21 protein-coding genes and 1 pseudogene are annotated in these 22,971 nt (G+C 70.5%); 10 read left to right on the top strand and 12 right to left on the bottom strand.

Features of this window, described 5'->3' with window-relative positions:
- From OIC96_RS43110 to OIC96_RS43125, 4 genes are read right to left on the bottom strand one after another with little or no spacing between them, the layout of a single operon-like run.
- Positions 1-969 (bottom strand): cyclase family protein, encoded by a 969-nt coding sequence (locus OIC96_RS43110; protein WP_330302607.1) that lies wholly within the window; start codon positions 967-969, stop codon positions 1-3.
- Entirely contained in the window at positions 966-1,970 is a 1,005-nt protein-coding gene (locus OIC96_RS43115) for an amidohydrolase family protein (RefSeq protein WP_330302606.1), read from the bottom strand. The genes OIC96_RS43110 and OIC96_RS43115 overlap by 4 nt, the downstream gene beginning before the upstream one ends.
- On the bottom strand, positions 1,967-3,091 hold the full coding sequence (locus OIC96_RS43120) for an FAD-dependent monooxygenase (protein WP_330302605.1): 1,125 nt from the start codon (positions 3,089-3,091) through the stop codon (positions 1,967-1,969). Before OIC96_RS43120 ends, OIC96_RS43115 begins: the two co-directional genes overlap by 4 nt.
- A gap of 41 nt (positions 3,092-3,132) precedes the next feature.
- The gene (locus OIC96_RS43125) at positions 3,133-3,438 is read right to left on the bottom strand and encodes an antibiotic biosynthesis monooxygenase family protein (protein WP_330302604.1); all 306 of its coding nucleotides are present in this window, start codon (positions 3,436-3,438) and stop codon (positions 3,133-3,135) included.
- A gap of 259 nt (positions 3,439-3,697) precedes the next feature.
- Between OIC96_RS43125 and OIC96_RS43130 the strand changes: the two genes are divergently transcribed.
- From OIC96_RS43130 to OIC96_RS43150, 5 genes are all read left to right on the top strand, one after another.
- The gene (locus tag OIC96_RS43130; RefSeq protein ID WP_330302603.1) at positions 3,698-4,663 is read left to right on the top strand and encodes a fumarylacetoacetate hydrolase family protein; all 966 of its coding nucleotides are present in this window, start codon (positions 3,698-3,700) and stop codon (positions 4,661-4,663) included.
- Positions 4,660-5,598 carry a VOC family protein gene (locus OIC96_RS43135; protein WP_330302602.1) on the top strand — a complete coding sequence of 313 codons (939 nt, stop codon included), beginning with the start codon at positions 4,660-4,662 and terminating at the stop codon, positions 5,596-5,598. The genes OIC96_RS43130 and OIC96_RS43135 overlap by 4 nt, the downstream gene beginning before the upstream one ends.
- Positions 5,599-5,642: 44 nt before the next feature.
- Entirely contained in the window at positions 5,643-6,944 is a 1,302-nt protein-coding gene (gene hisD / locus OIC96_RS43140; protein ID WP_330302601.1) for a histidinol dehydrogenase, read from the top strand.
- Entirely contained in the window at positions 6,941-7,711 is a 771-nt protein-coding gene (locus tag OIC96_RS43145; RefSeq protein ID WP_330302600.1) for an SDR family NAD(P)-dependent oxidoreductase, read from the top strand. Before hisD ends, OIC96_RS43145 begins: the two co-directional genes overlap by 4 nt.
- Positions 7,712-8,006: 295 nt before the next feature.
- Positions 8,007-9,911 (top strand): hypothetical protein, encoded by a 1,905-nt coding sequence (locus OIC96_RS43150; RefSeq protein WP_330302599.1) that lies wholly within the window; start codon positions 8,007-8,009, stop codon positions 9,909-9,911.
- On the opposite strand, the gene OIC96_RS43155 is transcribed toward OIC96_RS43150, so the two are convergent.
- Positions 9,908-11,503 (bottom strand): alpha-amylase family glycosyl hydrolase, encoded by a 1,596-nt coding sequence (locus OIC96_RS43155; RefSeq protein ID WP_330302598.1) that lies wholly within the window; start codon positions 11,501-11,503, stop codon positions 9,908-9,910. The two genes, OIC96_RS43150 and OIC96_RS43155, sit on opposite strands and share 4 nt — an antisense overlap.
- Positions 11,504-11,557: 54 nt before the next feature.
- On the opposite strand from OIC96_RS43155, the gene OIC96_RS43160 reads away from it, so the two are divergent.
- The 3 genes from OIC96_RS43160 (at position 11,558) to OIC96_RS43170 (ending at position 13,658) form a co-directional block, all read left to right on the top strand.
- Positions 11,558-12,325 carry a class I SAM-dependent methyltransferase gene (locus OIC96_RS43160; protein WP_330302597.1) on the top strand — a complete coding sequence of 256 codons (768 nt, stop codon included), beginning with the start codon at positions 11,558-11,560 and terminating at the stop codon, positions 12,323-12,325.
- Positions 12,326-12,463: 138 nt separating this feature from the next.
- The gene (locus OIC96_RS43165; protein WP_330302596.1) at positions 12,464-13,156 is read left to right on the top strand and encodes an SDR family oxidoreductase; all 693 of its coding nucleotides are present in this window, start codon (positions 12,464-12,466) and stop codon (positions 13,154-13,156) included.
- A gap of 220 nt (positions 13,157-13,376) precedes the next feature.
- The gene (locus tag OIC96_RS43170) at positions 13,377-13,658 is read left to right on the top strand and encodes a hypothetical protein (protein ID WP_330302595.1); all 282 of its coding nucleotides are present in this window, start codon (positions 13,377-13,379) and stop codon (positions 13,656-13,658) included.
- A 56-nt stretch (positions 13,659-13,714) separates the two neighbouring features.
- On the opposite strand, the pseudogene OIC96_RS43175 reads toward OIC96_RS43170, so the two are convergent.
- The 6 genes and pseudogenes from OIC96_RS43175 to OIC96_RS43200 all read right to left on the bottom strand — a co-directional run bounded on the left by OIC96_RS43175 (position 13,715) and on the right by OIC96_RS43200 (position 20,171).
- A pseudogene (locus tag OIC96_RS43175) lies at positions 13,715-14,811 on the bottom strand (RNA-guided endonuclease InsQ/TnpB family protein).
- Between the two features lie 378 nt (positions 14,812-15,189).
- Positions 15,190-15,378: a hypothetical protein gene (locus OIC96_RS43180; protein WP_330302594.1), complete on the bottom strand. Its 189-nt coding sequence runs from the start codon at positions 15,376-15,378 to the stop codon at positions 15,190-15,192.
- Positions 15,379-15,648: 270 nt separating this feature from the next.
- A complete protein-coding gene (locus tag OIC96_RS43185; protein ID WP_330302593.1) occupies positions 15,649-16,470 on the bottom strand; it encodes an alpha/beta fold hydrolase in 822 nt (273 codons plus the stop codon).
- Positions 16,471-16,529: 59 nt separating this feature from the next.
- Positions 16,530-17,363 (bottom strand): alpha/beta hydrolase, encoded by an 834-nt coding sequence (locus OIC96_RS43190; RefSeq protein WP_330302592.1) that lies wholly within the window; start codon positions 17,361-17,363, stop codon positions 16,530-16,532.
- A gap of 51 nt (positions 17,364-17,414) precedes the next feature.
- Positions 17,415-18,035 carry a helix-turn-helix transcriptional regulator gene (locus OIC96_RS43195; RefSeq protein WP_330309985.1) on the bottom strand — a complete coding sequence of 207 codons (621 nt, stop codon included), beginning with the start codon at positions 18,033-18,035 and terminating at the stop codon, positions 17,415-17,417.
- 69 nt (positions 18,036-18,104) lie between these two features.
- Positions 18,105-20,171, bottom strand: coding sequence for an ATP-binding protein (locus OIC96_RS43200; RefSeq protein WP_330302591.1), 2,067 nt, complete (start codon positions 20,169-20,171; stop codon positions 18,105-18,107).
- 117 nt (positions 20,172-20,288) lie between these two features.
- Between OIC96_RS43200 and OIC96_RS43205 the strand changes: the two genes are divergently transcribed.
- Together OIC96_RS43205 and OIC96_RS43210 are read left to right on the top strand one after the other, a co-directional pair.
- A complete protein-coding gene (locus OIC96_RS43205) occupies positions 20,289-21,200 on the top strand; it encodes an MEDS domain-containing protein (RefSeq protein WP_330302590.1) in 912 nt (303 codons plus the stop codon).
- Positions 21,197-22,180: a sensor histidine kinase gene (locus OIC96_RS43210; RefSeq protein ID WP_330302589.1), complete on the top strand. Its 984-nt coding sequence runs from the start codon at positions 21,197-21,199 to the stop codon at positions 22,178-22,180. Before OIC96_RS43205 ends, OIC96_RS43210 begins: the two co-directional genes overlap by 4 nt.
- On the opposite strand, the gene OIC96_RS43215 is transcribed toward OIC96_RS43210, so the two are convergent.
- The gene (locus OIC96_RS43215; RefSeq protein ID WP_330302588.1) at positions 22,158-22,883 is read right to left on the bottom strand and encodes a GntR family transcriptional regulator; all 726 of its coding nucleotides are present in this window, start codon (positions 22,881-22,883) and stop codon (positions 22,158-22,160) included. The genes OIC96_RS43210 and OIC96_RS43215 overlap by 23 nt on opposite strands.
- Positions 22,884-22,971: the final 88 nt, after the last annotated feature.

Raw genomic sequence — 22,971 nt, forward strand, 5'->3', positions numbered from 1 at the left:
TCACTTGATCGCGATCGGGTTGACGGGGGCGCCCACCGCACCGGTCACCGGCAGGGGCGCCGCGACCAGCAGGAACTCGTAGACACCGCCCGCCGCGCAGTCTTCGGCCAGCTCCTCCAGGTCCCACATCTCACCCAGCGGGAGGCCCATGTTGGGGATCGCGATCTGGTGCAGTGGAGACATGGCGGGCTGGGGGAACTCGTAGGGCCGCACCTCAAGTCCCCACGTGTCGGAGGCGATCGCCGCGATCTCGGTGCGGTGCAGCCAGCCCAGCGTGGTGAAGGAGAGGCCGGGGGCGTCGCCGGCGGCGTACCCGCCCCAGTCGCCCAGCCGCCGCACCCGGCCGAGCTGGCCCGTGCGGATCAGGACCAGGTCTCCGCGTCGTACGGACGAGGTCGCGCCCTGCGCCTCGATCGTGGCCCGCAGATGCTCCTCCAGGATGGGGAAGCCGTCCGGGAGTTCGCCGTGTTCGTCGCCGACCGCACGGCCCACGTCGAGCAGCACACCGCGCCCGGTGAAGGCGTCCTTCATGTGCTCGATGCCGGTGACCGAGTCGCCGTTGCCGTTGACGATGGTGCACGGACGGCCGTTCCACGCCTGCTTGTTGTCGTAGATGTGACCCAGGCCGTCCCACTGCGTGGAAGCCTGGAGCGGCATCACGATGTGGTCGTCGGCGCCGCCGAAGCCGTGCGGGAAGCCCTGCGTTCCGGCGGCCGCGTCCGAGCCGGTGTCCTTCATGTAGTGGACGGGGTTGATCCGGCCGCGGAAACCACGCTGCGGGCCGTCCTCGTTGAACTCCTGGGAGAGCGAGAACGACCGGCCGCGGCGGACCAGGCTCGCCGCGTGCGCCCGTATCGCGTCGTCGATGAAATTGAGCGTGCCCAGCACGTCGTCCTCGCCCCAGCGACCCCAGTTGCGGTACGCGGAACGGGCCTTGGCGAGCTCCTCCTCGATGGGACCGAGGCTCATCGGGTACGTCCTTTCATCAGCAGGTCCAGAGCGTTGCCCCCGGCGACGGCGGCACGGTCGGCGGCCGGCAGTCCGGCGGCGTCCAGCCGGGCCACCGGATCGTCGACGCCCATGTCGAAGGGGAAGTCCGTGCCGAGGACCACCCGGTCCGCGCCGACCTCCTCGACCAGATGGCGCAGGGCGCGCGGGGTGTAGACGAGCGCGTCGAACCACATCCGCCGCAGATACGCGCTCGGCGGTTCGGCACAGCCGCGCGCGTCCTCGCGCGCGTGCCAGGCATGGTCGGAGCGGCCGATGTACGTCGGCAGATAGCCGCCGCCGTGCGCCGCGACCAGCTTCAGGCGCGGGAAGCGGTCCAGGACGCCGGTGAAGATGAGGTGCGACAGCGCCACCGTCGTCTCGACGGGCTGACCGACCGTGTTGCCGAGGTAGTGGGTGGCAAGGCGCTCCCCGAGCGAACAGCCCCAGGGGTGCACGAACACGACCGCGCCCAGCTCCTCGGCCTTCTCCCACACCGGATCGTGCGCCGGGTCGGCCAGCTCCCGGCCGTCCACGGTCGTCGACACGCTGATGCCGTACAGGCCGTACTCGGTGACCGCCTTGTCCAGCAGGGCGACCGCGAGGTCGGGATGCTGGAGCGGAACCGTGCCCAGGCCGTACAGCCGCTCGGGCGCCTGGGCGCAGTGCGCGGTCACCGCCTCGTTGACGGTGCGTGCCAGGCGTACGGCGAGATCCGCGTCCGCCCAGTAGTGGTGCATCGGCATCGGGCCGACCACCTGGATGTCGACGCCCATCGCGTCCAGGTCGGCGAGCCGGGCCTCGACGTCCGTCAACTTGGGTGCCAGGCACTGGAGTTGGGCACGGTTGACGGCCAGTGACGCGGGGGAGTGGGCCCGCTGTTCGGCGGCCAGTTCGGCGGCGAGGCCGGGGGCTCCCGCGCACAGGGCGTCGGCGGCGGGGACGGCGAGATGGCCGTGGAAGTCGACCACAGGCGTGCTCATGCCGCCGCCGTCAGGTAGTCGAGCGTCTCCGACATGATCCGGCCGGGGTCGGCGCCGGGCGTGCCCGGGTGGATCTCCCAGTCGGCGAGGCGCAGCGAGTTCTCCAGCACGATCCGCACCCGGGGCAGCCGGCGCGCCATGAACGTGTCGAGCGCCCGGTCGAGCGGCTCCTCGCCGGTGACCAGCTCGGCGAGCACCACCGCGTCCTCCGCGCACATCGCCGCGCCCTGCGCGATCAGCGGCGGGCACGCGTGCGCCGCGTCGCCGATGATCACCGTACGGCCGCGGTGCCAGGGTTCGTCGACGAGGATCGCCTCGATCCACCGGTAGTCGACCGTGGTGTCGTCGGGCAGCGAGGCGAGGATCTTGCCCCAGGTGCCCCCGTATCCGGCGCCGCGCTCGCGCAGCAGCGACAGGGGGACGCGCGGGCCGATCAGCGAGGCGTCCAGGTTCTCGTCGAGGAGGTACGCGTAGCACTGGTCGGACGAGATGGGGCTGTACCCGGCCTTGAAGCGCGGGCCGCCGTAGTACACCTCCGCGCAGTCCATCTCGGCCGGGCGCTCCGCGACCACCCGGAAGATCGACATGCCGACCGGACGGGGCTTGGTGGTGATCCCGATCATCGCGCGCATCTTCGAGTTGATGCCGTCCGCGCCCACGACCAGGTCGTAGCGTCCGCTGGAGCCGTCGGTGAACGTGACATCCACGTGGTCGGCGGACTCGTCGAGCTTCTCGACGCTCAGCCCGAGGCGCACACGGACCCCGTGCGCGTACACCGCGTCGCACAGCGCGTCCTGGAGGTCCGAGCGCAGCGCGCCCGCCGTCGACGGAAGATCGGGGCCTCCGGTGTGCGGGGTGGACAGCTCGGTGATCAGCTCGCCGTCGGCCCGGCGCAGCCGCATCCGGTCGAAGGGGACGGCCCGGGCGAGCACCCGGTCCAGTACGCCCACGGAGCGCAGCGCCTTGAGGGCGTTGCCCTGGACGGTGATGCCGTGGCCCACACCGAACCACTGGGGCGAAATCTCGGCGAGCTCGACCTCGGCGCCGCGCTGGGCGAGCGCGAGAGACAGCACGCTTCCGGTGATGCCGCCACCGACGACGAGCACCTTTTGTACGGGCATGAGCGATCCTTGCGAACGTAGAAGAGAGACGAGTGGTGCGGTCAGCCGGCGAAGCGGGCGCCGAGCTCCCGGTAGTGCTCGACGGCGGGCGGCTCGGCGAAGAACGGGCCGACCAGGGACCGCCACCGCTGGAAACGCTCCGACTCGCGGAACCCCACGGTGTGGGCCTCGACGGACTCCCAGCCGACCAGCAGCACAAACGTCCGCGGCCGTTCCACGCAGCGCAGCAGCTCGGCCCAGCGGAAGCCGTCGGCCTCGGCCAGCACCTCGCGCGCCTTCTCGAAGACGGCCTCGAAGTCCTCCTCACGACCGGCCTCGACGGTCAGCTCGGCATGCTCGACGATCACACTCGCTCCTCGGTTCGGTGGGGTGCTCCGAGCCTGCTTGGGCGATCGATGCAGGGTCAACGGATCGAGGCATCGGCAAGGGGGACGTCATCCATCCCGTACGACGATGGGCCGCTGATCACAGGGCTCGCGGGGCCTTGATGCCAGGCATCGCGGATCGCTATTTCCGCCGCACCCCCTGCGCTGCCTAGCGTCGAGGGCAAGCCACCCGTTCCCGCACCACGGTGGCAAGCCACCCCGCCGTACGAGGAGACCGCCCGTGCCAGACCGACTTCCCTCCCACGCCGGACCATTCGCCCTCGGCACGTTCGGGGACGACTCCCGGGTCTTCCCGGGCCTGGTCGTCGGGTCCCTGGTGCGCGACCTGTCCGACCTCGCCCTGTCCGTGCGCGCCGTGATCGAGGACTGGGACGACCTCTTCCCGCGTCTGACGGAGCTGTCCCAGGAAGCCTCCTCGACCTGGTACGACCTCGCCGGTCTGCGCATCCTCGCGCCCCTCGAGCCCGGCCAGATCCTGCAGAGCGGCGCCAACTACCGCAAGCACGTCGTGGACCTGGTGGCCGCCGAGAAGGAGAGTGTGCACGGTGCCACGCCCGAGGAGGCACGCGCCGACGCCGAGAAGATGATGGACGAGCGGATCCGCAGCGGAGTGCCGTACGTCTTCCTCGGCTCGCCGCGCGCCATCTGCGGACCCTACGACGACATCGTGCTGCCCGAGCAGGGCGAACAGCACGACTGGGAGCTCGAACTCGCCCTCGTCATCGGCAAGCCGGGCAGGAACATCCCCGCCGAGGAGGCGATGCGGTACGTCGCCGCGTACACCATCTGCAACGACCTCACCACCCGCGACCGGCTCTACCGGCCCGACCTGAAGGCCATCGGCACCGACTGGTTCACCGCCAAGAACGCCGACACCTTCCTGCCGACCGGCCCCTTCCTCGTACCGGCCGCCTTCGTCGGCGACCCCTCGGACGTACGGATCACCCTGCGCCACAACGGAGTTGTCCGCCAGGACGAGTCCACCAAGGACATGATCTTCGACATTCCCCGGCTCATCGCCTACGTCTCCTCGACCACCACCCTGCGCCCCGGCGACCTGCTGCTCACCGGTTCCCCGGCGGGCAACGGCGCGCACTGGGGCGTCTTCCTCAAGCCCGGGGACGTCATGGAGTCGGAGATCACGGGCCTCGGCCACCAGCGCAACACCGTCAGGAGCGGACAGTGACCACCTTCCAGCCCATCACCCATCTGCGCCATGTCGACCTGGCCGTACCGGACTTCGACAGGCAGCGCGCCTTCTATGGCACCACCTGGGGCCTGACCGAGGTCGCGAACGACAGTGGTATCGCGTTCTTCGCCGCCGAGGGCAGTCCCGAGCAGTACATCGTCCGTATCCGCAAGGACGAGCGGAAGCGGATGGACCTGGTCGCGTTCGGTGCCGTGTCACCGGCCGCCGTGGACGAGCTGCATGTGCGGCTCGGCCACGCCGGGGTTCAACTCATCAATGAACCAGGGGTGTTGGACACCCCGGGCGGCGGCTACGGCTTCCGCTTCTTCGATCCGGACGGCCGGGTCGTGGAGGTCTCGGCGGACGTCGAGACCCGCGTTCACCGCAAGATCGAGGAGCGCGAGGCGATCCCCGTCCGCCTCTCGCACTGCGTGGTCAACTCCCAGGACCCGGAAGGGCTGCGGGACTTCTACGTCGAGCACCTCGGCTTCCGGCTCACGGACACCCTGTACTCGACGCACATGGGCGACCTCATGTACTTCCTGCGGTGCAGCCCGCTCCACCACTCCTTCGCCATTGCACGCGGACCCCATGTCTCGCTGCACCACGCCTCGTTCGAGATGCGCGGTGTCGAGGAGTACATGCGTGGCACCGGGCGGGCGCTGCGTGCCGGGACCCGGCTGACCTGGGGTCCGGGACGCCACCTCGCGGGCGACAACACCTTCGCGTACTTCCACGACCCGCACGGCAACACCGTCGAGTACACGACCGAACTCGCCGTCCTCGAAGAGGACTTGTGGCACCCGGGCCGCCACGACGTGGACGACCCGATCACCCAGGACCAGTGGGGCACCGCCGACCCGATGAGCGAGTCGGTCGCCAAGGAGCAGTTCAACGACCCCGACGTGCTCTTCGACGCGCCTCCCGTCTAACCGCGCTCCCACTCAGCCCAACCACCCTCAGAAAGGCCGCAGTTGTGGCAACGATCCTGAAGAATGCCGTCCCCAAGGCGGAGGTCACCGCCTCGCTGGACCAGGTGCGCGAGACCGTGTCGGGTGTCATCGCCGACATCCGCGAGCGCGGCGACGACGCCGTACGCGCGTACTCCGAGAAGTTCGACAAGTGGAGCCCCGACTCCTTCCGGCTGTCCGACGAGGACATCGAGAAGATCGTCGCGTCGGTCCCGCAGCAGGTCATCGACGACATCCGCTTCGTCCAGGACCAGGTGCGCTCCTTCGCCCGCCACCAGTTCGCCTCCATGGGCGAGTTCGAGGTGGAGACCCTGCCGGGCGTCCGGCTCGGCCAGAAGCACATCCCGGTGCAGGCGGCGGGCGCGTACATCCCCGGCGGCCGCTACCCGCTCACCGCCTCCGCGCACATGACCATCGTGACGGCGAAGGTCGCGGGCGTGCCGCGCGTCGTCGCCTGCACGCCGCCGATCCGCGGCGAGATACCGGCGGCCACCGTCGCCGCCGCGCACCTCGCGGGCGCGGACGAGATCTGGCTGCTCGGCGGGGTGCAGGCGGTCGCCGCGATGTCCGTCGGCACCGACACCATGCAGCCGGTGAACCTGATCGCCGGGCCCGGCAACGCGTACGTCGCCGAGGCGAAGCGGCAGCTCTTCGGCGAGATCGGCATCGACCTGTTCGCCGGCCCGACCGAGATCCTGGTCCTCGCGGACGACGACGCCGACCCCTTCGTCTGCGCCGTCGACCTGCTCTCCCAGGCCGAGCACGGCCCCGACTCGCCGGCCGTGCTCATCACCACCTCGCGCGAGGTCGCCGAGAAGACGATCGCGGAGGTCGAGCGGATCCTCCCCGGCATGCCCACCCGTGACTTCGCCGGGCCCGCCTGGCGCGACCACGGACAGGTCCATGTCGTCGACACGCTCGACGAGATGTACGCGCTCGCCGACGAGTTCGCCTTCGAGCACGTGGAGGTGCTGACCGCCGAGCCGCGGCTGGCGCTGGAGAAGATGACCCAGTACGGCGCCCTGTTCCTCGGCGAGGGCACCTGTGTGTCCTTCGGCGACAAGGTCATCGGCACCAACCATGTGCTGCCGACCCGAGGTGCCGCCCGCTACACCGGCGGCCTGTGGGTGGGGAAGTACCTCAAGACGGTGACGTACCAGGAGGTCACCGACACCGGTTCGCAGGCCCTGATCGGCCGGCTGTGCGGGCGCGCCTCGCGCGTCGAGCTGTTCGAGGGGCACGCCCGCTCGGGAGACGTACGGGCCGCGAAGGCCGCGGGCGACGAGCTGCCCTGGAACGGCGCATGACGCTGCGCGGGCGTACGGCGCTGATCACGGGCGGCGGCGGACCGCTGGGGCGGGCCTTCGCGCTCGCCCTGGCGGGAGCCGGCGCCCGGGTGATCCTCGTGGGCCGGAGCGAACAGGCCCTCGCCGACGCGGCGACCCGGGTGGTCAAGGAGGGCGGCCGGGCCCGGACGGCGGTGTGCGACGTCTCCGATCCGGACTCGGTGCGGGCCCTGGCTGCGGAACTCGCCGACGAGGACGTGTCGTTGCTCGTCAACAACGCCGGCGTCGCGGGCCCGGTGAAGCCGCTCACGGACATCGAACCGGACGAGTGGGACGACGTGTTCGCGGCCAACGTACGCGGCGTCTACCTGCTGTGCCGCGCCTTCCTGCCGCCGATGATCGCGGCCGGGCGCGGAGACATCGTCAACATCGCCTCCGTGAGCGGCAAACGGCCCCTGCTCAACCGGACCCCGTACACCGCCTCCAAGATGGCACTGCTCGGCCTGACCCGGACACTCGCGGGAGAGGTCGGACCCCACGGCGTGTCCGTCAACTCCCTTTCCCCGGGCCCGGTTCGGGGTCCGCGCATGGACCGCAACTTCCGCCTGACGGCCGAACTCACCGGCACCACCGTGCAGGACGCCGAGCGGGACTTCGCCTCGCGCGCCGCCCTGAACCGGCTGGTGGAGGAGGACGAGGTCGCCCGCGCGCTGGTGGCGATGCTCGCCATGCCGGGGCTGTGCGGGGCGGACATCGACCTGTCGGCGGGGATGATCGCCCCGGCGTAGTTCCCCAGTGCCGCTGAACGACGAGGTGGACGGCTCAGGCCGCCCGCCTCGTCGTCGTGCGTGCCCGCCGGCACGCGCTGTGGCGACTCTGTGTGACCGCCATGAAGTGGGCTGCGTGATCCGAGGCATCGGGCTCCGGTATGCGTGTGTACGGCGCCTATTCCCTGGTGTGCGGGGCTGATTCACTCCGTCGTGCGCACCTCCGGTGCCTCCGCCCGAGCCGTCCCCGTGGTCATTTCGACGGCCGGCCGGTCACGCTGCGCGATGGCGCACTCATTCCCTGGGAAGGCACGCAATGACGCTGATCACCCGACGCTCGTTCCTTATCGCCGGTACGGCCACGGCTGGAGCCCTGCTGGTTCCGGCGGCCTCCGCCACCGCCGCGCCCTCGGCGTCCACCAAGAACAAGATCTCCGTGGGAGCCGACGAGACGTACGAGCTCTCCACGACGACCCGGGTGAGCGAGCTGTCCATCGCCGAAGGCGGAAAGATCGCCGCGCCCGACGGCTACAGCGTCACGCTGACCGTCGACGGAGTGGAGACCGGCCAGCTGCTGACCGAGACGGGCGGCACGGACACCCTGATCTCGGCCGGAACCTACCGGGGCGACGTCGTACTCACCGTGGCCGAGGCCAACGAAGTGACCTACCAGACCCTCACCTTCCCCTTCCGGCAGGCCGTGTACGTGGACGCCGACGGTGTCGCGACCGCGAAGTCGGTCCTCGCAGGTGTGCTCGGCGGAAAGCTCACCAACACCCTCGCCAAGAACATCTCCATCACCTCGACCGGCGAGTGCTTCGACGGCGTCTTCGTGCAGGACGCCGACTACACGCTCACCGGCCCCACCATCTCCCTCACGGGCAACGGCCGTTGCGACTTCGCCGGATACGGCGCCGCCGTCGTCGGCGACGGATCGGCGACCAAGCTGGTCCTGGACGGCGCGCGCATCGCGACCAAGGGGGTCGTGCGCACCGGCGTCATCTCCAACAACGGTGCGAACGTGATCGTCAAGAACTCCGCCGTCCGCGCCCGCAACGGCGTACTGCCCAGCGACTACCAGGCCACCGTCGAGACCCCGTACATGGAGTCGGTGCCGTGGATGCTCGGCCTCGACGGCAATGTGCGCGCCACCAACCTCATCGGCAAGAGCAGCCGAGCCACCTACCTCAACTCGTCGGTCTTCTCGGAGACTTGGGGCGCCCTCTCGGTCGAGGGCGGCAGCGGTCTGAAGCTGACCGCGATCAACAGCCATGTCGGCAACACCGGGGAGTACGGCTACGGCACCTACGCCATCGGCGACGCGACCGTGCGGGTGCTCGGCTCGCAGTTCGACGTCGGCAGCTACGCGACCATCATCGCGGGCCCCGCGGCGTCCGTGCATTACGGCGACAGCACCCGCGACGCGGTCGCCGCGCTCAACACCGAGCTGGAACTCGGTCTGAGCAACGCCGAGTTGGCGGCCCTCCCGGTCCGGAGCACGACCGTGAACTCGGGTCACTTCGGCTATATGTTCTTCGGCGCCGGCACCCTGAAGCTCGACGGCGGCACGGTCATCAACTCCGAGAAGTCGACCTTCCTCAACAAGGGCCAGCAGACCACGATCACCGTGGACGGCTCGCAGGGCGCCCGGCTCAACCCGCGCAACGGCATCGTCCTGCAGATGATCGAGCTGGACGACCCGGGCCCGGTGAATGTCAACGGCAAGATGATGAACGTCGGCGTCTACACCGAGCCCACGGACGACCCGGCCAAGGACTCCACCTTCGACACGACCACGGTCCACACGGCCGACGGAGCCGCCACCTTCACCTCCATCGCCCTGAAGGGTGACTTCTACAACGGCATGCGCAAGGGCAAGAACATGGTCCTGACCTTCGAGGACTCCACCGTCCAGGGAGCCATCTCGGCGACGAAGGCCAAGCACCACGTCTCCTCGATCGACTCCTCGACCTTCTACGAGCTGGGCGAGGTCACCAACACCGTCCAGGCGGCCGTCAACAACGGCGTGATCGTGCAGCTGAACAGCGGCTCGGCCTGGACGGTGACCGGCATCTCGTACCTGACCAAGCTGACCGTGGCCTCCGGCGCGGCGGTGAAGGCGCCGCGCGGCCAGTCCGTGACCATGACGGTCGACGGCACCGCGACGGCGATCGCGGCGGGCGGCAGCTACTCCGGTGCGATCGTGCTGACGGTGAGCTAGTCCGCGGACCGGAGGTCGAAGATCCCGTACGCGAATCCGCCCGCGGTGATCGTCGCGCCCTCGATGTGGACGCCGGAGGCCTCCAGGGCCCCGGCGTCCCGGGCGCCGTCGACGTCGTGACTCGCCGCATCCCGCCGCGGGTTGACGACCACGAGGTACCGCCCGCCCCGCACGTACACGAACGGGTACCCGGCGTGCAGTACCTCCACCGAGCCGCCCGGGCCCAGCTCGGGTGTGCTGGTGCGGAGCGCGATCAGGCGGCGTACGTGATGCAGGAGGGAGGTGTCGTCGGCGAGTTGGGCGGCGACCGTCGGGCGCTCCGGGGAAGGATCGAGGGGGAGGTAGAGGCGGTCGGACGGGGCAGTGGAGAAACCGGCGCCCGGGCTGTCGTCCCACTGCATGGGGGTGCGGGAGCCCGCGCGGTTGTAGCGGGGGCCGAGGACGCTGCCCTCCTTGTCGGGCAGGCCCGGGACGTAGCGCATGCCGATCTCGTCGCCGTAGTAGATCGCCGGAAGGGTCGGCCAGGTGAGCTGGAAGGCGAAGGCGGCGGGGAGTTGGCCGGCCGTGCGGGGGCCGCAGTTGAGGCGGGAGAAGTCGTGGTTGGCGGTGGGCAGGGAGATGAAGCCGCTGTCGCCGAGGGCTGCGGCGGCCTGCTCCCAGGTCTTGAGGAAGGGGCGGGGCGAGCCCTTACCGTCCGGGTCGAAGAAGCAGTCGAGCGGGTCCCAGGCCTCGTTGACCGTGCCCTCGGAGTTGCTCCACAGCGAGCGCAGGGCGAGGCCGTCCGTGGGGCCGCCGAACTGGAGGAAGAAGTCCGCGTGGAAGCCCGCGCGGACGGACACCTCGGGCTCGCCCCACTCCGAGAGCAGCACCGCGTCCGGATGCGCGCCGTCCAGCCAGTGGCGCAACTCCCTCCAGACCCTGGCGGTTTCCGTCTTGCCGGGGTCGTCCTTCACGAGCGACGCGGCCATGTCGACGCGGAAACCGGACAGGCCGAGGCCCAGCCAGTGGTCCATGACCGCGCGCAGGGCCGCCCGGTTGGCGCGCGGGCCTTCCGCGTCGACCGGGTGGCGCCAGGGCTCGGCCGGATTCTCGCGCGCGTAGCCGAAGTTGAGGGCGGGCTGGAAGGCGAAGAAGTTCGGGAGGTACGCGCCCGGACGGGTCCCGGGGGAGGGGACGAAACCGTCGGGGGTGCCCTCGGGCGCCCAGATGTACCGGTCGTCGGCCGGATCGCCGGCCGCGGCCTTGAACCACGGGTGCTCGTCGGAGGTGTGACCCGCCACGAGGTCCAGCAGTACGCGGATGCCGCGGCGGCCCGCTTCGTCGACCAGCCTGGCGAGCTCGTCGTTCGAGCCGTAGCGGGGCGCGGCGCTCAGGTAGTCGCGGACGTCGTACCCGGCGTCGCGGAACGGTGAGGCGAAACAGGGGTTGAGCCACACGGTGTTGACGCCCAGCCACGCGAGGTGGTCGAGGCGCTCGGCGATCCCGTTGAAGTCGCCGATGCCGTCGCCGTTCGAGTCGGCGAACGACTGCGGGTAGATCTGGTAGAAGACGGCGTCGGCCAGCCATGCGGGGGCGGGACGGAACGAGGTCATGCGGGGGACCATAGATCAGCCCGTACGGCGCCCGCTGCCCCTAAGCTGAAGGCGATGTTCACCCCGCAAGGTCCCACCCTCCGGGAGCTGGCAGTCCAGGCCCTTTCGTCCGTCGAACACGGCTACGACCTGCTGGCGCCGAAGTTCGACCACACACCGTTCCGGACACCGGAGTCGATCCTCGACGCGGTGGGAGGAGCGCTGCGGCCCATGGGGCCGTTCGAGAGCGGGCTCGATCTGTGCTGCGGCACAGGGGCGGGCATGGACGTCCTGGCGACGCTGTGCCGGGAGAGCGTCACCGGGGTCGACATCAGTGCCGGGATGCTGACGGTCGGGCGTGAGCGGTTGCCTGCCGGCGACCCGCCGTCCGTCATTGGGGAGCCCGGCCCGTCGGTCGCCTGGGTGCGCGGCGACGCCCGCGCCCTCCCCTTCGGCCGCGTGTTCGACCTGGTCGTGAGCTTCGGCGCCTTCGGGCACTTCCTGCCGCGTGAGCTGCTGGGCCTGTTCGCCCAGGTCCACTCCGTGCTGCGCCCCGGCGGGCGTTTCGCGTTCCCGGTCACGGCCCCGCCCCGGCCGAGCTCGCCCTGGTACTGGGCCCTGCTGGGTTTCGACGCGGCGATGCGGGTGCGCAATGTCCTCTGGCGTCCGCCGTTCGTCATGTACTACCGGGCGTTCCGCCTGGGCGACGTACAGCGGGAGCTGGCATGGGCCGGCTTCGCGGTGGAGCTCCACGCCCTGCCCGAGTTCGGGTATCGGCGGGACGGCAGCCCGCGATGCCGGATGGTCGTGGCCACGCGGAGCGGTGGCGCGACGCCCGTCTAGGAACTCCAGGTCCATCTGTCGGGGGCAGACCTGCCCGGGCGAGCATTTGTTTTTCCAACTCACAGAGTTATGGTAAGTCTGATTTTCAAACTGACTGGGTTGGTGGCGGCCGCCTTCACGCCCGTAACAGGAGACCTCATGAACATCACCGGAGCCACCGCGCTCGTCACCGGCGCCAACCGTGGACTGGGGCGCGCCTTCGCGCTCGCGCTCCTGGAGCGGGGCGCGCACACCGTGTACGCGGCCGCCCGCGACCCGAGGACCGTGACCGACCCTGGCCTCACGCCCATTGAGCTGGACATCACCGACCCGGCCGCCGTCGCCGCGGCCGCGGAGCGGTGCGCGGACACCGGCCTCCTCATCAACAACGCCGGTATCGTGCGCGGCGGTTCGCTCCTCACCGCCGAATCGCTCGACGGAGCGCGTGCCGAGCTGGAGACGAACCTCTTCGGCACGCTCGCCATGAGCCGCGCCTTCGCCCCCGTGCTCGCCAAGAACGGCGGCGGCGCCCTGGTCAACATGCTCTCCGTGCTGTCGTGGCACACGATCCCGGGCATCGGCGCGTACGGCGTGTCCAAGGCGGCCGCGTGGTCGATGACGAACGCGATCCGCGAAGAGCTGCGCGAGCAGGGCACGTTGACGGTGGGCGTGCACGCCGCGTTCATCGACACGGACATGGCGGCCACGGTCGACGGGCCGAAGATCAGCGCCGCCGACGTCGCCCGCCAGGTCCTCGACGCCGTCGAGGCCGGCCGCGAGGAAGTGCTCGCCGACGACATCACCCGCCAGGTCAAGGCCGCGCTGTCCGGCGGGGTGCCCGATGGCGTCTGATCTGCGCGGCACGGCGACCGGGCCGCGACTCGCCGTCTCGGCGTGGTCACTGCGCGGTACCACGGTCGCCTCACGGTTCGCCGGGGAGCGCTGAGCGTGAGAGCGCTGCGCCTCCGTGGATGTCCCGTTCCGCCCGACGGCCCAGCCGCGCTCGCCGCTGCCCACCTGCCGACATAGCGTCGCAATCAAGACGTCTTCGCAGGTGAATCGAGGAACCGAGATGGCCGTTTTGGTGCACAACCAGGGTGCCGACTGGAACAAGGAGCTCTACAACACGATCTTCGACCGGGTGATCCCGGACCGTACGAATCCACCCAGCGGGCTCATCGCCCACTTCGGCACGCCCCGGGTGGCAGGCGGCTGGCAGGTCGTCGACGTATGGGAGTCGGAAGATGCGTACCGGCGTTTCGCGGAAGAGGTGATCTTCCCCGCCGCGCAGGAGCTCGGGACGCCGCCGTTCGAGACGACGCTGGTCGAGATCCACAACTCCCTGATCGTTTGACTTGCTCCTCGGGCTGAAGCTCGAGGATTCTGGCCTTCTCGTCCGTTGCTGTGCCGCTACGCGGCACGGGGTTCGGGAGAGAATCCGTGGCTTCCTGTTTCGTCGCGCTGTGCCGGGACGAGTCCTGGTCTGACCTGCGCTCCACAGGCTGCAACCGCCAGTCCGGCGGCCGTTTTGACGTTCTTCGCGGCGTTGTGGTCGCGGTCATGGACCGCACCGCAGGCGGTGCAGGTCCATGACCGTACGTGCAGGGGCTTGGGTCCGTCCTTGGCACCGCAGGCCGAGCAGACCTGGCTGGTGGGCTCGAACCGGCCGGTCTTGACCAGGGTCCGGCCGTACCGGGCCGCCTTGTACTCCAGCATGGTCACGAACTGCGCCCATCCGGCGGCGTGGACACTCTTGGCCAGTCTGGTGCGCGCGAGTCCCCTGACTGCCAGGTCTTCCACGCCGATCGCTTGGTTGTCGCGGTTCAGTTTCGTGGAGAGCTGGTGGTGGAACTCCCGGCGGGCGTCAGCCACCGTTGCGTGGGCGCGGGCGACTTTGAGGCGGGCCTTCTCGCGATTCTTGCTGCCTTTCTGTTTGCGGGACAGCTCCCGCTGGGCCTTCTTGAGTTTCTTCTCCGCGCGGCGCAGGAACCGCGGGGAGTCGATCTTCGTGCCGTCGGACAGGACGGCGAAGTGGGTGAGCCCCAGGTCGATGCCGATGGTCTGGTCGGACTCGGGCATCCGGGTGGCGTCGGCGGCCGGGTCGGTGTCGATGACGAACGGGGCGAAGTACCGCCCGGCCGCGTCCTTGATCACGGTGACCGAGGAGGGCTGGGTGGGCAGGGTGCGTGACCACTTCACCCGCACCGGGCCGACCTTGGGAAGGTTCAGCCGCCCGGAATCGGTGATCGACCAGCGGGCGTTGGCCGTGAAGCGGATCGACTGTCGGTTGTCCTTGCGGGACTTGAAGCGGGGCGCACCCATCTTCGCGCCCTGGCGCTCACCCTTGAGGGAGGCGAAGAAGTTCCTGTAGGCGGCCTCGACATCGCGCAGCGCCTGCTGGCGCGCACGGCGTCGTTGAACACGACGCGGGCGCACCCGAACGCCTGGGCCAGCGCAGTGCGTTGGGCGGTGTCCGGGTACAGGCGGAAGCCGTACCGAAGCTGCATGACAGCCACGCTAGACACTTGGGTTACCAGCGGGATGTAGAAGATCAGAACTGGCCGACACTGTATTTGCGTGACACATGTGCACTTGATCTTCGTGACCAAGCTCCGGCACAAGGTGTTCACCCATACTCGGCCCGTGTGAGCACCGCCCGGCTCCGCCGCGACCAGCCATCGCGGCGCTCCGCGCCATGGTGGTGAACACGCGGCATCCGGCTCCGCCGGACCAGAATCCGCGACGCTCCGCGTCGCCACCATCAGACTCGCTTCACCGCCGGCCTGAAGACCGGAGCACTGCGAATGAATCCTGGTAGCGGGAGCCCGGAGAGGGAAGGTCTTCCCCCGGCCTGAGGGCTCGGGGGAAGGCTGTGTGAGCGGACGTCAGCCGGTCGCTGCCGCCGCCGACTTGCCAAGCTTCGTGACCAGGTCGGGGTGCGAAATCATCGCCACATGCGAGGAGTTCACTTCGACGGTGTGCAAGCCAGCGCGCTGGGCCTCGAACCGCTCCAGGGCGGATGCGATGGCCCTGTCACCGGTCGCCACCAGGCCCAGGACGGGACGGTCCGCCAAGCGGCCGCCCAGGCCGTGTCCCCGAACGCGGAGGCGCGCTGACCGGGCGTTGGGACACCGCCATCACCGACGTCGTCGACCGGGGGAGATGGGCCGCGAAGACATCGTGGAACTTGTCCGCGTCGATGGCCGGGCCAGTACCACCGGCGCCGTCCGGCAGCCGGTGACGGCGCTGACTCATGAAGCCTCCTGCCTCATGAACTCTCCTGTCTCATGAACTCGCCTTTCTCGTCCGGTCGTTGAGCGTGCCGTCGCCCGCTCACCGCACACTCATCCGCGGATGAAGTCCAGCAGATCGGCGTTGAAGGCCTGCTCGAACTCGCCCACCAGGCCGTGCGGAGCGCCCGGGTACACCTTGAGCGTGGCGTCCTTGACGAGCTGGGCCGTCTTCAGGGCCGCGGCGGCGATCGGCACGATCTGGTCGTCGTCACCGTGCGCGACGAGCGTCGGCACGTCGATACGGGCCAGGTCCTCGGTGAAGTCGGTCTCCGAGAACTGCTTGATGCAGTCGTACGCGCCCTTGAGCCCGACCTGCATGCTCCACAGCCAGAACGCCCGGCGTACGCCCTCGGACTCGGTGGCGCCGGGGCGGTTGTACCCGTAGAAGGCCTCGCTGAGGTCCCAGTAGAACTGCGAACGGTCCGCCTCGACGCCGGCCCGGATGCCGTCGAAGGCGTCGATGGGCGTGCCCTCCGGGTTCGCGTCCGTCTTCAGCATCAGTGGTGGGACCGCTCCCAGCAGGACCGCCTTGGCGACCCGCGCGGTGCCGTGCCGGCCGATGTAGCGGGCCACCTCGCCGCCGCCGGTCGAGTGGCCCACCAGAATCACGTCGCTGAGGTTGAGCGTCTCGATGAGCTCGGCCAGGTCGTCGGCGTACTGGTCCATGTGGTTGCCCTGCCACGGCTGCCCGGAGCGGCCGTGCCCCCGCCGGTCGTGCGCGACGGCCCGGAAGCCGTTCTCGGCGACCAGCCTCATCTGCCCGTCCCACGCGTCGCCGTTGAGCGGCCAGCCGTGGCTGAAGACGACGGGCTGCCCGCTGCCCCAGTCCTTGTAGAAGATGTCCGTGCCGTCGGAAGTGGTGAACGTGCTCATGGGTGTTCCCTTTCGAGAGATCCTGCGAAGCGGCGTGCGGGCGCCGTACGGCCGGTGGGTCAGACGAAGCGGCGGACGAACTCCAGTGCCGTGTCGGCGACCTCCTGCCAGCCGTGGTCGATGGTCAGCGCGTGCCCGCGGTCCATGATCTCCACGATCTCGGTGACGCCGGGATTGCGCAGCTGCTTCTTGAAGGAGGCGTTGGTGATCGCCGGGGGCACGGTGTGGTCCTTCTCGCCCGAGATGAGCAGCAGAGGGCCGCGGTCCGGGTTCTCGGTGTCGACCTTCGCCTCGGTCCAGGGATTGAAGTTCGCGGTGGCGGCCTGGAAGAGCGGCGCGCCCGGCGCGGGCACCGCGAAGGTGTCGTACAGCTCCTTGGCCTCCTCCTCGCTGACCGCGTTCGCGAAGCCGTACCGGAACTGGTCGTAGGTGAGCGGGACGGCCCGGTGCCGGTTGGCCGGGTTGCCCAGGACGGGTGCGGCGGAGCGCAGGGACGAGATCGGCAGGGGCAGGACGCCCCGGAACGGCGCCGGGTCGATCGCCACCGAGGCGGCGGACCGCCCGCGTCCGGCCAGAATCTGGGTGAGGAGTCCGCCGAAGGAGTGACCGACCACGGCGGGCTTCTTCTCCAGCCCGCCGATGAGCCCCTCCAGGTGGTCGGCGACCTGCCCGACCGTCTTGCCGGCGAGTACCTCCGGATGGGCGTTGGCCTCCTCGACCGTGTCGGGGTCGTCGGGCCAGGACAGCGCGACCGGTGCGTATCCGGCCTGCTCGAAGTGCGCGGCCCACCGGTCCCAGCTGCTCGGCAGCAGCCACAGACCGTGGACGAAGACGACCGGGGCGCGCCCGGTGGCGTTGGCTCGCTCGATCTGTTGTGCGTCGTTGGTGGTCATGTCTCGACGCTAGACGCGAACGGCGCCCCTGGGACCGGTCGAATGACTGCATTACCGCCCCGGACGGGTATGTGCTGACGTCATAGTCCCCTCCTTTCCCGTGCGCCTCAGAGAGTCCAGCGCGTCGCGCAGCGCGGAGCGCGAGGTGATGCCCAGCTTGGGGAAGATCCGGTACAGGTGGGCGCCCACCGTCCGTGGTGACGGATAGAGCCTGGCGCCGATCTCCTTGTTGCTCAGGCCCGAGGCGGCCAGCCGGGCGACTTCGAGCTGCTGCGCGGTCAGCGGGGCCCCGGCGCCGTCCGGCGTGCGTTCCGTGGTGACTCCGGCGGCGCGTCGCAGCTCGGGCCGACCGTCGCCGGGCCGCCGCCGGCGCCGGTGCAGGGCGCCGAAGGCCGGCCGGACCCGCGCGTGGTCGAAGGGCCACCGCTCGACACCCGGCAGCGCCGGCGCCGCCTCGACCAGTGCCATCGCCGACAGGGCCAGATGCAGCCCGCTGTCGCGCGGGTGCGCCCACTGCTCGACCGCTGTGCCGTACGCGCGGGTGCGCTCGTCGTCCCCGCGCGCGGCGGCGATCCACCCCAGAGAGCACGGCAGATCCACCCTGGCCTCACCCGTTGGCCGCACCCGCACCATCGGCTCGGTCGCCCGCGCCTGGGGATTCACCGACTCCAGCCAGTTCACGCGCTGCTTCAAGGAGGCGTACGGGGTGACACCGCAGGAGTGGCGCAGGGCTCTGCAGCGTCACACCGGGTCCGGCGCCCCGCCCAGCGCCAGCGTCACCGCCGCGTCCGGCCCCAACTCGTGTCCCTCGCGCACCGCTTCGGTGAAACGGGCGTTGCCGAGGGCCGCGCGGAGCCGGCGTACGTACTCCCTGCGGAAGACGGTCGTCTCGGAGTTGCCGAGCCGGGGGAGCCCGGCCGCGTACCAGAGGCGTCTGCTGACGCCGAGGAGCTGCGCGGCGAGCAGCGGCTCACCCCGGCACGCCTGCGCGGCCACCAGCAAGTCCGTGACCGCGGCGGCACCGAGCCGATCGTGCACGCGCCACTTCGCGGCCAGCGCCTCGCGCCCGGTACGCAGCGCCTCGTCCGGGCGGCCCAGGCCGATGCCGGAGAGCGAGACGAAGAAGTCTCCCCAGGCCCGCATCCACAGCTCCCCGCGTTTCGCGCAGTCCGCGCGCAGCCGCTCCGCCACCACCGCACACCGCTCGAAGGCGCCCTGGCCGGCCAGCAGATACGCCTGTACGGCGAGCGTCAGCAACTGGTAGAACTCCGCGCCTCCGCCACCCCCGGGCCACTGCGGAGCGCTCCCGTACAGCACCGCCGACCGCGCCGACTCCCCGCGCACCGCCAGGCTCGCGCCGGTCAACGGCAGTGCTGGTACCGGTAGTTGGCGTTCCTCGGCCAGCCACACATAAGCGGCGCTCACGGACTCCGCGGCGTCCAGGTCGTCGGGTACGACGGTGACCAGGCGATGCGTCCAGATGGCGAGCGTGTGCTCCGGGCCGAGGCCGTGGGTCCGGCGCAGCGCCCGCTCCAGATAGCCGCGCCCCTCCTCGGTGAAGCCGCAGGCGAACCAGAAGTACCAGAGCGTGCCCGCGAGTTCGAGCGCGGTCTCCGGCTCCGCCGCCGTCAGGCACTCCTCCATCGCGAGCCGCACATTCGCGTGCTCCGCGGTGAGCCGCTCGGCCCACATCCGCTGGCCGGGGCCGAGCCACTCGGCCTCGCCCTGCCGGGCGGTCCAGCGGAAGTAGTCGCGATGGCGGCGGCGTACCGCCTCCTCCTCGCCGAGGCCGCCGAGCCACTCGGCGCCGAACGAACGGACCGTGTCGAGCATCCGGTAGCGGACGGCCGCGCCGTCGCCCTCGCGGGTCACGATCGACTTCTCGGTGAGCGAGGCGAGCAGCGCGAGGATCTCCTCGGCGTCCAACGGGCCGCCGTGGCAGACGAATTCGGCGGCCTCCACGTCCCAGCCGCCCGCGAACACCGAAAGGCGTGCCCACAGCAGCCGCTCCAGCGGGGTGCACAGCTCATGGCTCCAGCCGATCGCCGTACGCAGCGTCTGATGACGGGCCAGCCGTGGCCTGGCGGGTGAGACGAGCAGGTCGAAGCGCGAGTCGAGTCCCTCCAAGAGCCGGTCGAGGGGGAAACCGCGTAGCCGGACCGCGGCGAGCTCCAGGGCCAGCGGAATCCCGTCGAGGCGGGCGCAGACGGCGGCCACACCCGCCCGGTTGGCGTCGGTCAGCGTGAACGACGGCACGGCCGCCGAGGCGCGCGCCGCGAACAGCGCCACCGCGTCGTCCCATTCGCCGAGCGGCAGCGGTGCCACCGTCAGCAGGTGCTCGCCGGGCACGCCCAGCGGCTGCCGGCTGGTGGCCAGCACACGCAACTCCGGTACGTGTCCGAGGAGTTCCTGCACCACGCGCGCGCACTCGTCGAGTACGTGCTCGCAGGTGTCGAGGAGCAGGAGCGGCGGGGCCCCGGCGAGATGCTCGCAGAGCCCCTCCAGAAGCGGCCGCAGGGTCTGCTCGGTCAGCCGGGTCGCCTGCGCCACGGCATTGGTGAGCAGATCCGGGTTCCGCAGCTCCGACAGCTCCACGAGCCACATCCCGCCCGGGAACGCCCGGCGTGCGGCATGCGCGGCCCTGACTGCGAGCCGTGACTTGCCGACACCTCCGGGGCCAGTGAGCGTGACGAGGCGGGTGTGACCCAACAGGCCTGATATTTCCGCCAGTTCGGCCGTGCGCCCGATGAAGACGTTGGCCTCGGCGGGCAGATTGCCGGACCTGCCGTTACGCACTGAGGCCGCCATCGTTCCCCCTCACCGGACCCGATGGCGGTCACCATAACCCCCTCACGCGGCCGCCGCTTCCGGCGTAGCGTGGAAGCGTCCCGGCACACCGAGTGGCGACCTTGGGGGGTGCGGGGGATGGAAGCCGTACCGGCGCTGCGAGCCGTCGGGCAGATGCGTCCCGGAGACCATCTGCTGCTCGGCTACGACACGGACGAGGAGCGCGAGACCGTACTCGCCGCGTTCCTCCTCGACGGACTGGCCAGCGGGCAGCGCGGGCTGGTGCTGACGCCGGGGGACATTCCGGCGGGCCTGGCCCTGTCCTTCCTGGAGGCGTACGGCTGCCCCGTGGACGAGGAGGTCGCGGTGGGCAGGCTGGCGGTCGACCCGCAGCTGGCCACCCCCGAGGGGCTGTGGGACCTGGACGAGGTGATCCGCCGGGAGGCCCGGCGCGCGGTCGCCGACGGCTTCCTCGGTCTGCGCGTCAGCATGGAGGTGTTGTGCGGCCGGGCGGGCAAGAGCCTCAAGACGCTGCACGACAGCGAGCTCCTCCTCGACCCCGTCTTCGCCTCTCTGCCCGTGCTCGGCGTCTGCCAGTACGACCGGCGCGTCTTCGACGAGGAGGAGCTGATCCCGCTCGACGTACTGCACCATGGCAGGGTCGCCGCCGACCTCGTCTGGCACGACGAACTGCTCTCCATCACCCGCACTTTCGCACCACCCGGACTGGCACTCGCCGGGGAGATCGACGACACGAACGTCACCGCCGTCGCCCGCGCCCTGCACGCCGAGACGGCCCGCGCCCGCGGCCGCACCGCGAACGGTGTCCGCACCCGGCTGGACCTGCGCGACCTGCGTTTCGTCGACGTCGGCGCGCTGCGTCTGCTGGTCTTCTCGGCCCTCGGCCTGTACGCGGCGGGCGGCACCCTCGTCCTGCACGGCGTCGCCCCGCACGTCCAGCGGGTGATGCGGGTGACCGGCTGGGACCGGGTGCCCGGCCTGCGGATCGAACAAGGAGACCGAGAAGCACGAGGAGAGCCCCCGCCATGACCCGCACCGGGTTCGTCCACCAGGCGCTCTGCTACGGCTCGGACGACGAATTCCTCGAAGGAACCCTGGAGTTCGCCCGCGACGGCCTGGCCGCGGGCGACGCCGTCCTCGCCGTCGTCAAGAACCACAACATCGCCCTCCTCGAACAGGCCCTCGGCAGCCGCTCCGGCGACGTCCAGTTCGTCGACGCCGACGACTGGTACGGCTATCCGTCCCGCACCCTGGGGCAGTACCACGCGTACTGCGCGGACCACGGCGGGGACCGCCGCGTCCGCGTCATCGGCGAACCGGTCTGGGCGGGCCGCACGGACTTCGAGGCACGCGAGTGGATGCGCTACGAATCGCTGCTCAATGTCGCCTTCGCGCACTCCGCCCACTGGATCCTGTGCCCCTACGACACCCGCACACTCCCCGCCGACGTCCTGCGCACCGCGACCCGCACCCACCCCGAACTCGCCCTCGGCGCCCGCATATCGGCTCCCAGCGGACGCTACGCCGACCCGGCCGACTTCTACGCCGAATGCGACGCCGCCCTCCCGGCGGATCCGTTGCCCGAGGGCTGCGACGACTGCGACGACATCCGCTTCGCACGCGGCCGGTCGGCGGCCGTGCGTGGTGCCCTCGCCGCGTACGCCCGCCGTTCGGGGATGCCCGAGCAGCGGACGCACGACATGGTGGCGGCGGTGCACGAGGTACTGGTCAACGCGGTGCGGTTCGGCGGCGGTGGCGGTGTGCTGCGGCTGCGCAGGGACCCCGACTACGTGATCTGCGAGGTTGCCGACGGCGGTGCGCGCAACTGGGCGATGCCCGCGCGGTTCCCCGGCCATCTGCCGCCCGATGCGCGGGCCGTGGGCGGCCACGGGATGTGGGTGGTACGGCAGTTGAGCGATCTCGTCGCCGAGGACCTCGGGCCCACGGGATCCACCGTACGCATGTACTTCCGTCGCCCCGGTGAGTTCATCCGGCCGCCGGCAGTGTGAACTCATAGACCAGGGCATCCTGTTGGGCGTCCACCATGAGGTCGGTGATCTCCAGGGGCCGGTCGTACTGGTCGTGCACGCGCCGGGTGACCCGTACGGACTGCGGCAGCCGGGTGATCGAGTCCCGGTGGTACAGGGTCAGCCCCGCCTTGCGCATCCAGTCGTAGGCCCGCCGCAGCTGCGCCGACGCGGTGCCGTCCGCGCGGTCGCGGTAGCGGGCCAGCTCCTCGACCTCGGTCACCGCGACCGTGGAGAAGGACGTCACGGCGGTGCGCAGTCCGGTGCCGTCCGCCGCGGCCGACTCATAGCGGTGGACCAGCGTCGGTCGGCGCGGCGCGAGTCCCAGGGCCTGCGCGTGTTCCGGCGAGGGAGCCTCCCAGTTCACGGTGGTGCGTTGGACGGCGCACGGTTCGGTGGTGTGCGCCCCGACGGGGAAGTCGAGGGACGGGACGTGCTCGGCGGTGGTGCCGGGCAGGGTGGCGTGGCTGCCGCGCCGGTCGGTGGAGACCAGACCGCCGCGCCGCAGCATCTGCAGCGCCTGCCGTACGGTCTCGCGGCTCACTCCGAACCGGGTGGCCAACTCCCGCTCTCCCGGCAGGCGTTCACCGGGCGGAATCGACCCGTCGCGCAGGTCGCCGAGCAGCTGGGTGGCGATCCGCGAGTAACGGGGCTCGTGGTCGGATGGATGGGTGGTGCGGGCCATGTCCGCGCCTCCTGCGTGGTGACAAGACGTAGCCGTGCGGGCTCATTGCGGCACCACATCTAGCATTGGTCTAAACCACCAGGAAAGA

It is taken from the genome of Streptomyces sp. NBC_00775, assembly GCF_036347135.1.
Classification (GTDB): domain Bacteria; phylum Actinomycetota; class Actinomycetes; order Streptomycetales; family Streptomycetaceae; genus Streptomyces; species Streptomyces lutosisoli.